At 73.0% G+C, this 9477-nt stretch carries 10 protein-coding genes; 6 read left to right on the top strand and 4 right to left on the bottom strand.

Annotated elements, in window-relative coordinates:
- Positions 1-81: 81 nt before the first annotated feature.
- Both CR470_RS32110 and CR470_RS32105 read right to left on the bottom strand, forming a co-directional pair.
- Positions 82-1017 carry an MBL fold metallo-hydrolase gene (locus CR470_RS32110; RefSeq protein ID WP_257138986.1) on the bottom strand — a complete coding sequence of 312 codons (936 nt, stop codon included), beginning with the start codon at positions 1015-1017 and terminating at the stop codon, positions 82-84.
- Between the two features lie 11 nt (positions 1018-1028).
- Complete coding sequence (locus tag CR470_RS32105; protein WP_097870990.1) at positions 1029-2354, bottom strand: MFS transporter; 1326 nt, start codon at positions 2352-2354, stop codon at positions 1029-1031.
- Positions 2355-2503: 149 nt separating this feature from the next.
- Here CR470_RS32105 and CR470_RS32100 point away from each other — a divergent pair, with 149 nt between their 5' ends.
- The 4 genes from CR470_RS32100 to CR470_RS32085 all read left to right on the top strand — a co-directional run bounded on the left by CR470_RS32100 (position 2504) and on the right by CR470_RS32085 (position 5392).
- Positions 2504-2710: a hypothetical protein gene (locus CR470_RS32100; protein ID WP_097870989.1), complete on the top strand. Its 207-nt coding sequence runs from the start codon at positions 2504-2506 to the stop codon at positions 2708-2710.
- The gene (locus CR470_RS32095) at positions 2697-4088 is read left to right on the top strand and encodes an amidase (protein ID WP_097870988.1); all 1392 of its coding nucleotides are present in this window, start codon (positions 2697-2699) and stop codon (positions 4086-4088) included. Before CR470_RS32100 ends, CR470_RS32095 begins: the two co-directional genes overlap by 14 nt.
- 62 nt (positions 4089-4150) lie before the next feature.
- The gene (locus CR470_RS32090; RefSeq protein WP_097870987.1) at positions 4151-4777 is read left to right on the top strand and encodes a TetR/AcrR family transcriptional regulator; all 627 of its coding nucleotides are present in this window, start codon (positions 4151-4153) and stop codon (positions 4775-4777) included.
- 126 nt (positions 4778-4903) lie between these two features.
- A complete protein-coding gene (locus CR470_RS32085) occupies positions 4904-5392 on the top strand; it encodes a nuclear transport factor 2 family protein (protein WP_097870986.1) in 489 nt (162 codons plus the stop codon).
- A gap of 58 nt (positions 5393-5450) precedes the next feature.
- On the opposite strand, the gene CR470_RS32080 is transcribed toward CR470_RS32085, so the two are convergent.
- Positions 5451-6410: an MBL fold metallo-hydrolase gene (locus CR470_RS32080; protein WP_097870985.1), complete on the bottom strand. Its 960-nt coding sequence runs from the start codon at positions 6408-6410 to the stop codon at positions 5451-5453.
- Positions 6411-6532: 122 nt separating this feature from the next.
- Entirely contained in the window at positions 6533-7327 is a 795-nt protein-coding gene (locus CR470_RS32075) for an SDR family NAD(P)-dependent oxidoreductase (RefSeq protein ID WP_097870984.1), read from the bottom strand.
- Between the two features lie 188 nt (positions 7328-7515).
- On the opposite strand from CR470_RS32075, the gene CR470_RS32070 reads away from it, so the two are divergent.
- Both CR470_RS32070 and CR470_RS32065 read left to right on the top strand, forming a co-directional pair.
- A complete protein-coding gene (locus CR470_RS32070) occupies positions 7516-7986 on the top strand; it encodes an SRPBCC family protein (RefSeq protein ID WP_097870983.1) in 471 nt (156 codons plus the stop codon).
- A gap of 299 nt (positions 7987-8285) precedes the next feature.
- Positions 8286-9410: an epoxide hydrolase family protein gene (locus CR470_RS32065; RefSeq protein ID WP_097870982.1), complete on the top strand. Its 1125-nt coding sequence runs from the start codon at positions 8286-8288 to the stop codon at positions 9408-9410.
- Positions 9411-9477 lie beyond the last annotated feature (67 nt).

Below are 9477 nucleotides of genomic sequence, written 5' to 3'. Positions count from 1 at the left end.
ATAAGAGACAGGCCGACCACGGTCGGCCACCGCCCGCGCACGCGCTCGTTCTCAAGAAGCCCCAGCAAACCGGGGGCCCCGTCAGCCGCCGAGGGACGTGACCCCCGAGGGAACCGTGACCAGTCGGTACCCGCCGCCCTCGCGTCGCACCTGCCCGGCGGTCGGCGACGGGAAGTGGCTCCCCAGCAGGAGAGTGGACGTACCGGCCAGCGAGCCGAGCACCCGGTCCCGGGTCCTGGCCGCGAGTTCGGGAGCGATGTCCACACAGCTGGAGAGCTCCGGACGCGCCATCTGGACCGGGTGGTGGATGCTGTCGCCGGTGACCAGCGCGGTCTCGCCACGGCTGCTCAGTTCCACCGCCACCTGCCCCGGTGTGTGGCCGGGGGTGGGCAGCAGACGGATGCCCGGCGCGACGTCCGTGCCCTCGTCCGCGACCTCGATGAGGTCGAGGAGACCCGCGTCCCGGACGGGATGGACCGAGTCCCGGAACATCTGCCGACGCGCCTCCTCCATGTCGACACCCGCCCAGAAGTTCCATTCGGTGCGTGAGGTGAGATAGCGCGCGTTCGGGAAGGTGGGCACCCAGGCGTCGCCCTCGGCACGCGTGTTCCACCCCACGTGGTCGGCGTGGAGGTGGGTCAGGACCACGACGTCGACGCTCTCCGGCGCGAAGCCCGCCGCCCGTAGCCGTGCTTCGTAGTCGGTGTTGAGGTTGTGCCAGGCGGGGTTGGCGCGCCGCTTCCCGTTTCCGATGCCGGTGTCCACCAGTACCCGCATGCCGTCCACCTCGACGGCGAAGCTGTGACTCGCCAGGCGCAGGACGCCTTGTTCGTCGGCGAACTCGGGACTCAGCCAGGGAGTTCGGCTCACGAGGTCGGGGGTCGCCCCGGGCAGCAGCCACGGGCCGGTCCGGGCGGGCAGGGCCACTTCGTCGACGCGTCGTACGGTGTGGTCGCCCACCGTCCAGGAAGAGGCGGGGGCAGTGGGGGACGTGGTCGTTTGCGAGGAGGTGGACACGGTGACCTTCCTTACCTGTTACGGGTCGTGAGGACGGAGATCTCTGGGGCGGGTGTGTCGGGTGAGGCGGAGGTGTGGCTGCTCGTCGCCGGGCCTGCGTGGGCGTCCGGGGGCGGGGACCGGCGCCGACCGCGCAGCGGCGCGGCCAGCGTCGCGACCGCGACGGTTGCCAGCACGGCCACACAGCCGGCATAGACCGGCGCTGCCGTACGCAGTCCGAAGCCGGAGGCGAGGGCGCCGGCGCCGATGGCGGGCAGGCTCATCGCCAGGTAGCTGAGTACGTAATAGGAGGCGAGCGTGGCGCCCTTCTCCCGGGCCGGGACCGAGTCGACGACCGCGCGCAGCGCACCCTGGGAGACGGCGCCGAAGCCGAAGCCGGCCAGCGCCGCCCCGGCGAAGAGAAGTACGGGGCCGGCGAGGTGGAGGGCGGCCAGGGTCAGGAGGGCCGCCGGAATCACCGCGCAGCTCCCCAGCAGAGCGGAGACGTCGGCACGCAGCCCGCGCGTGAAGTACACCGTCGGGGCGGCGACGGCCGTCAGCGTGAAGAAAACCATGCCGCCGGCGTATTCGGGCCCGCCGGGGGAGACGAGCCGGGTGAAGCCCGGCCCCAGGGACGAATAGAAGCCGCCGAGTGCCCAGACGGCGACGACGGCGGCGCCGTTGAGCAGGAGGGCGTGGGCGGCCGCCGACGGCAGCGCCAGGTGGGGCCGGACCGAGCGCAGTGCTCCGGGACGGCGGCGGACGGTCTCGGGCGTCGAGGCAAGGGCGATGGCCTGCGCGGCGAACACGGCGATCAGGGCCGCGTACACCGTGATCGCCGGAACGGGGGCGAAGCGCACCACGAGGGTGGCCGCCAGGACGCCGGCCGCCATGCCCGTCACCGGCGCGATGCTGTTGGCCAGAGCGGGGCGACCCGGCCGGGCGGGGTCCTCCAGGTCGAGGAGAGCCGCACCTGCCGCGCCGGTCGCCGCGCCCGTAGCGATGCCCTGGAGCACGCGGGCGCCGATCAAGGTGGTCAGGCCGCCGGCCGTCGCGAACAGTGCCATGGAGGCGATCTGGACCGCGAGCGCGCCCAGGAGCACGGGGCGGCGTCCGACATGGTCGGAAAGGGTTCCGGTCGTCAGAAGGGCGATCAGGAGCGCCAGGGCGTAGGCGCCGAAGACCACGGTGATGTCGAGGGCCGACAACTGCCACTGAGTTTGGTAGCGGGGGTACAGCGGGGTCGGCGCGCTGGAAGCGGCGAGCAGCGCGATCAGGATCGAGGCGTGCAGGGCGAACGGCAGGCGTCCGGATGGGGAGGTGCGGGGAGGCGCGAGGCCCGCGGGGACGCTCTGCATGAGGGTCCTTCCCGTGCTAAAAGCGATTGGTTTGCTTTAAGCCACCGTAGGTCCTACGATCGACTAAAGCAAACGATTCGCGTTTAAGGCGGCCGTGGGGTCCCGTACCAGCCCGGCCCGACGCACCTCGCAGATCCGGAAGGACATCCATGACCAGCGAACTCACCCCCCAAGAGGCAGCCCGAGGGGCGCTGCGGGCGGGGCTCCCCCTCGGGGACGGCCGGCACGAAGAAGTGGCCATGACGGCCAACTACATCCACTCCGTGATCAGCACCTTGCGCGAGCTCGATTTCGGCGACACCCCTCCCGCGTCCTCCTACCGAGCCGGACAGGGGAACGCCGATGCAACCGTTTGAGCTGTCGCTGACCGAAGCCTCCCGTGCGGTGCGCGCACGGGAGCTGTCCCCCGTCGAACTCACCGAATCGGTGCTCACCCGTATCGCCGCCGTCGAAGGACGGCTCGGCGCCTACGTCACCGTCGCCGCCGACACGGCCCTGGCCGCGGCGGCCCGCGCCGAACGGGAGATCGCCCGAAGCGGACCGCGCGGGCCGCTGCACGGGATCCCCATGGCGCTCAAGGATCTGATCGACGCGGCGGGGATGCCCACCACCGCGAGCTCGCACGTCCGGGCAGGACACGTGGCGGAACGCGACAGCCGGGTGGCCGAACGCCTCGGCGCCGCCGGGGCCGTCCTCCTGGGCAAGACGCACACGCACGAGTTCGCCTACGGCCTGACCACTCCCCAGACGAACAACGCCTGGGACCACGGCCGGGTCGCCGGCGGGTCGAGCGGCGGCTCGGCGGTAGCCGTCGCCGCCGGCGGGGCGACGTTCGCCATGGGCACGGACACCGGCGGTTCCATCCGGGTCCCCGCGGCCCTGAACGGCGTGGTGGGCCTCAAGCCGACCTACGGCCTGGTCCCCCGCACAGGTGTGACCTCGCTGTCCTGGTCCCTGGACCACGTGGGCCCGCTCACCCGCACCGTCCAGGACGCGGCGCTGGTGCTGTCGGCGACCGCCGGCCACGACCCGCGCGACCCGGCGAGCGTGTCCGGCCCCGTGCCGGACCGCTTCCCCGGGGGCGACCTGCGAGGACTGAAGGTCGGCGTGCCGCGGAACCACTACTTCGACCGGGTCACGCCCGAGGTCGAGGAGTCCGTACGCGGCGCGATCGAGCGGCTGGCGGAGCTGGGGGCGGAGCTCGTCGACGTCGGGATCCCGATGGCGCGCTACCTCCGGGCCGTTCAGTGGGGGCTGATGGTCCCCGAGGCCACCGCGTACCACGAGCGGTCGCTGCGGGCCACCCCCGACCTGTACGCGGCGGACGTACGCATCCTGCTGGAGGCCGGCGAACTCACCTCCGCGGGCGACTACCTCCGCGCCCAGCGGGCCCGCACCATGATGCGAGACGCCTGGGCCCGCATGTTCGACGGAATCGACGTCCTCGCCGCGCCGACGGTGCCGATGACCGCCGCCGAGGCGGGGCGGGAAGCCGTCGAGTGGGCCGATGGCACGACCGAGGCCGTGTCGGACAGCTACGTCCGCCTCTGTGCCCCCGCCAACATCACCGGCGCCCCGGCCCTCACCCTGCCGGTCGGTCACGACCGCGCCGGACTGCCGATCGGTATGCAGCTGATGGCGCGCCCCTTCCACGATGCGACGGCGCTCCGTGTGGGCCGGGTCTACGAGGAGTCGGTGGCCGGGGCGGGGCGGCTTGCCCCCCTCGCTGCCTGAGTGACGACGGGGGAGGAGGGGGCAGCCCTGAGAAGCAACGAATTCGCATTAAGGTGGATCGTATGAGTCCCAAGCCCATGGCCCGCCCCGGTGGACGCAGCGCACGCGTCCAGGAGTCCGTCCACGCGGCGGTACGTGAACTCGTGGGGGAGGTGGGCCGCGAGGCGCTCACGGTCCCGATGGTGGCCACTCGGGCGGGCGTGACCCCCTCCACGGTCTACCGTCGTTGGGGCGACCTGCAGGAACTCCTGTCCGACGTGGCCGTCGAACGGCTGCGCCCGGAAACGGACCCGGCCGACCTCGGAAGCCTGCGGGCCGATCTCGACGCGTGGGCGGAGCAGTTCCTCGACGAGATGGCCTCACCGCCCGGGCGCGCCTACATCCGGGACGCCCTGCTCGGCGACCCCGAAGGCACCAACGCCGGTCAGTGTTCGGCGTATGCCGCGGAGCAGATCGACGTCGTGTTGGCCCGCGCGGTGCGGCGGGGGGAGCCGGTGCCCGGTACGGAACTGCTGATCGACCGTGTCGTGGCGCCGATCATGTACCGCATCCTCTTCCGCCCCGGCCGACTGGACGCCGCGTACGCGCGCGAGCTCGTGACGAACGCCGTGAACGCCCCGCGGACCGAGGCCGGCGCTCGCCCGGGCCGGGCAGCCGCCCCCCGAAGCTCGAAGAATCCCGACAACTGACCGCTTCGCTCAGAGCGGCCCCGTACCGCGGCGGTCGAGCGGCCCCCCAGCGCTGCTGAAGCGCTCCCCGCCAGGCTCGGGCACGGGACGGGCCCACAGGTGAGGTCTGCCCGGAGGGAAGTTGCCATGGGACAGGCGAGCGGTACGGAGCACGCGGCGGTCGGCACGGGCGGGACCGGAAGTCCTCCGGTCCCCGTCTCCGGGGACCTCTACGCCGAGGTCATGACCTTCTACGCGTGGCAGATGCGACGCGTCGACGCCCTCGACATCGAGGGCTTCGCGGGCACCTTCACCGACGACGGCGAGATCGCGCACTCGGACGGGCAGCGGCAGCGGGGGAAGGCCGAGATGCTCGCGGGGATGCGGGCCGCGCTGCCGCGCTACCGGGACATCACCGTGCGGCACTGGTTCGGGCATGTGCTGGTCGAGCCCGACGCGGGGGACCCGGACACGCTGCGCGTCTCGTACTACTCCCTGGTCGCGCTGACCGATCGCGAGGGGAAAGTGAGGTTCCAGCCGACCTTCACCGTCGACGACGTACTCGTCCGGCGCGGCGGACGCCTGCTCACCCGGTCCCGTCTCATCCGGCGCGACACCCCGGCCGAGTCGGTCTGACGCCGCGGCGCCGGGCGGACCCGGCCGGGGTCCGCCCGGCGTACCCGCGGCGATGGGATCAGGCGTGGCAGGCGGGCAGGCCGCCGTGGAAGGCCACCATCTCCCGGAACGACGCGCCCACGTCGAGCCGCGCCCCGGGTGCCAGGCCGTCCAGTTCGGCGTCGGCCCGGTGCAGATTGCCGACGAGCCGCTCGGGGTCGACCAGCGCCGCGAACGGGCCGAGATCGGCGGCCCGCGCCGTCTCCAGGGGCGTGCGCCCGGCGCGCCGCCCCTCCCGCGCGAGTTCCAGGAGGCGGCGCAGATACGCCTCGGTCTCGTCGATGAGTTCGGGGCCGCCGACCGGCCCGTGTCCGGGCACCACGGTCTGCGGCCGCAGCGCTCGCAGCCGCTCCAGGGCCAGCAGCGAGCCCGAGACGGAGCCCATCAGCACGTACGGGGTCACCCGCGACCACACCACGTCGCCGGTGAACAGCACGGACCGCTCCGGGACCCACGCCACCACGTCGTTCGGGGTGTGCGCCGGGCCGACGTGCAGCAGCTCGACCCTCAGGTCCTCCGCGTGCACGGTCAGCGTGTCGCGGAACGTGACGGTGGGCAGGGTCAGCGGGGTCGCGCCCCACTCCACGTCGGGCCACAGCTGCCGCAGCCCGAGGCCGGCCTCGCCGCTGTCCGCGCGGGTGCCCGCGTGGGAGACGATGACCGCCCGGTCGGAGAACTGCCCGTTGCCGAAGGTGTGGTCGCCGTGGAAGTGGGTGTTCACCACGAGGTCCGGCCCGCCGGGGACGATCCGCTCGACCTCCTCGCGCAGCCGTCGGGCGCGCGTCTCCGTCGCGGCGGTGTCGACGAGGACAGACCGGCCCCGGCCCGCGACGAGGCCCGCGTTGTTGAGGCACCAGCCGCCGTCCGGCTGGACGAAGGCGTACACGCCCTCGGCGACGGAATGCAGCACGCCCTCCGCTCCGGGCCCCGGTGGGGGCGTCGGGGCCTGGGGGAGGGGGGCGGCGGTCGGTCCGGTCATGCTCGTGCACCTTCTTCCTGGGTCGGCCCCGGCCGTTCACCGGGATGCGGCATCCAGGAGGACCGGGGTGCGGTTCTCGGCGATTCCCGGTTGGCCGGGGCCCGGCCCGGGAGGCTCGGCCGTCAGAAGCTCCCGAGGCCACCGCAGACGTTCAGAGCCTGGGCGGTCACCGCGGCGGCGTGCTCGGAGGCCAGGTAGTCGACGAGGGAGGCGACTTCCTGGGCCGTCGTGTACCGGCCGAGCGGGATCTTCGCCGTGAACCGGCGCATGATCTCCTCCTCCGGGACCCCGTAGTGCCCGGCGTAGCCGCGCCGGACGTTGCGCGCCATGCGGGTCTCGACGTAACCGGGGCACACCGCGTTGACGGTGATACCCGTCCCGGCCAGCTCCTTGCCGACCGCCTTGGTGAAACCGATGACACCGGCCTTGGACGCGGAGTAGGGGGCGGCCAGCTCCACTCCCTGCTTGCCGCCCGTGGAGGCGATGTTGATGACGCGGCCCCAGCCGCCGTCGCGCATCAGGCCGCTGCCGAGCACCTCCCGGGTGACCCGGAAGGTGCCGTTCAGATTGGTCTCGATGACGTCGTCCCACATCGTGTCCGGGATCTCGGCGGTGACGCCCCCGCCCCCGCGTCCCGCGTTGTTGACGAGGATGTCGATACGGCCGAACTCCTCCACCGCCGTCCGCACCGCGGCGCGGATCTGCTCCGGTGACGTCACGTCGCAGACGCCCCCGGCGACCTCCCGGCCTTCGCCGCGCAGCCGCTTCACCAGGGCGCGTACGTCCTCCTCGCTCCGCGCGACGCCGAACACGGCGCAGCCGCGCTCCGTCAGGGTCTCGGTCACGGCCAGCCCGATCCCGCTGGTCGCCCCGGTCACGAAGGCGACATGCCGCTCCGGCTGTCGTTGCTCTGTCATCGCTGGCTCCCTGCCCGTCTCGACCTGCGGTGCGCCGATGCTGGCCGCACCGCCTTGCGGGCCGCTCGGACGGCACCGGAGCACCGCTGGTGCCGGCTTCCTCCACCCGCCCTCCACGCCGGGTCCAGAGTGCCCGGAGACCCTCCCGTTCTATCGCTCCCACCTGATGGACCGACAGAGGAGGACGCGTGAGTGAGCAGAGGGTCGTACCCGATGTACGGAAGTCGGTGACCGTCGCGGCGACGCCAGGACACTGCTTCGCGGTGTTCACCGAGCGGCCCGCGGACTGGTGGCCGCCGAGCCATGTGCTCCTGGCGGGGGAGCGGGTGGGCCTCGCCTTCGAGCCCGGTGCCGGCGGTCACTACTACGAGTGGGACGGGGCCGGGAACCGGATCGACTGGGGCCGGATACTGGAGTGGGAGCCGGGCCGCCGCCTCGTCATGACCTGGCGGGTCGACGGCAACTGGCGGTCCGTCCCGGACGACGAGCGGGCCAGCCGTATCGAGGTCGACTTCGTGCCCGTCGGGGACGGCCGCACCCGCGTCGAGCTGGCACACGTCGACCTCCACCGCCATGGCGACGGCGCCGAGCGCATCTTCCAGGCGCTCGACGGCCCCAGCCCGGGCGAGACGCTCGAACGCTTCGCCCGGGTGGTGTGAGCCGTCGGCTCCTGGAGCCGTCCGGCGGCGCGGTCCCTCGCGCCGCCGGCGACACTGTTGTGCCCCTGCCCGGCCCCCGCCGGAGCGGACCCGCAGACCGGGCACGAGGCCGCACCCGCGCTCGCCACGCGGGCCCTTCCCCTCAACTCGCCGTCCGGGCCGGCCCCACCGCCCCACCCCACGAGGGCTCCGCGGCCGCCCCGTCCACCGGCCGTGCCTCGGCACGGCCCGTCGCCCCGTCACGGGGGATCCACGAGATGCACGAGCCGAAAACTCCACGTGGAAGGAAACGCACGTCCATGTCAGAGCACGAACGGTTCCACGTCGACATCCCCGACGAGCAACTCGACGACCTGCGGGAACGTCTAGCGCGGACCCGCTGGCCGGAGGCGGAGACCGTTTCCGACTGGTCGCAGGGCCTGCCGTCGGCCTACGCCAGAGAGCTGTGCGAGCACTGGCACACGGCCTACGACTGGCGGGCGACCGAGACACGGCTCAACGCGCTGCCCCAGTTCACCGCGGAGATCGACGGAACGTCCATCCACTACCTGCACGCCCGCTCTCCGCACCCCGGGGCCCGGCCGCTGCTGGTCAGCCACGGCTGGCCCGGCTCCGTCGTGGAGTTCCTCGAACTCGTCCCGCTCCTGACCGACCCCCCTGACCCCGCCGACGCCTTCCACGTCGTGTGCCCCTCGCTGCCCGGTTTCGGCTTCAGCGCCAAGCCCGCCCGCGCCGGCTGGACCGCGGAGCGGATCGCCCGCGCCTGGGCCACGCTCATGACGGAGCTGGGCTACACCCGCTTTGTCGCGCACGGCGTCGACTGGGGTTCGTTCGTGACCGCCGCGATGGCGGAGGACCCGGAACCGGCGCCGGGGCTCGCCGCCATCCATCTGACGATGCCGTTCGCCCGGCCGCCCCGCAAGGAGGTCTCCCTGTCCGAGGCGGATCTGGCGGGCCTCGCGGCGATGAAGCGGTTCCAGCAGGAGGAGGGCGGCTACTCGGTGGTGCAGAGCACCCGCCCCCAGACCCTCGGCTACGGTCTGACCGACTCGCCGGCCGGCCAACTGGCCTGGATGGTCGAGAAATACCGGGCGTGGAGCGACCACGACGGTGACCTGGAGAAGGTGATCCCCCGGGACCGGCTGCTGGACATGGTGAGCGTCAGCTGGTTCGCCGCCACCGCCGCGTCCTCGGCCCGGATCTACTGGGAGAGCCAGAACCGCCTGGCGCTGGGACCCGTGAGCCTGCCCACGGCCGTGTCCAACTTCCCCAAGGACGGGCGGATGCCGCGCCCGTGGATCGAGGACCGCTTCACGGACCTGCGGGTGTGGAAGGACCACGAGCGGGGCGGGCACTTCCCCGCGCTGGAGCAGCCGGAACTCCTCGCGGACGAACTGCGCTCCTTCTTCCGCGCCTTCCGCTGACACGGTGACCGGCCGCGCCCGGCTCCGTCGCGGCCCGCCGCCGGTCCGCCCGCGCCCGGCCCCGTCG

This window comes from Streptomyces sp. rh34 (genome assembly GCF_002551245.1).
Classification (GTDB): domain Bacteria; phylum Actinomycetota; class Actinomycetes; order Streptomycetales; family Streptomycetaceae; genus Streptomyces.
Note: the sequence above shows the minus strand (reverse complement) of the source record. Positions and strands in the feature narration are given on the sequence as shown.

Bases quoted from the DNA above. Each gene is read 5' to 3' on its own strand.
- CR470_RS32105 (WP_097870990.1), bottom strand. From the start codon at position 2,354: ATGCAGAGCGTCCCCGCGGGCCTCGCGCCTCCCCGCACCTCCCCATCC.
- CR470_RS32100 (WP_097870989.1), top strand. From the start codon at position 2,504: ATGACCAGCGAACTCACCCCCCAAGAGGCAGCCCGAGGGGCGCTGCGG.
- CR470_RS32095 (WP_097870988.1), top strand. From the start codon at position 2,697: ATGCAACCGTTTGAGCTGTCGCTGACCGAAGCCTCCCGTGCGGTGCGC.
- CR470_RS32090 (WP_097870987.1), top strand. From the start codon at position 4,151: ATGAGTCCCAAGCCCATGGCCCGCCCCGGTGGACGCAGCGCACGCGTC.
- CR470_RS32085 (WP_097870986.1), top strand. From the start codon at position 4,904: ATGGGACAGGCGAGCGGTACGGAGCACGCGGCGGTCGGCACGGGCGGG.
- CR470_RS32080 (WP_097870985.1), bottom strand. From the start codon at position 6,410: ATGACCGGACCGACCGCCGCCCCCCTCCCCCAGGCCCCGACGCCCCCA.
- CR470_RS32075 (WP_097870984.1), bottom strand. From the start codon at position 7,327: ATGACAGAGCAACGACAGCCGGAGCGGCATGTCGCCTTCGTGACCGGG.
- CR470_RS32065 (WP_097870982.1), top strand. From the start codon at position 8,286: ATGTCAGAGCACGAACGGTTCCACGTCGACATCCCCGACGAGCAACTC.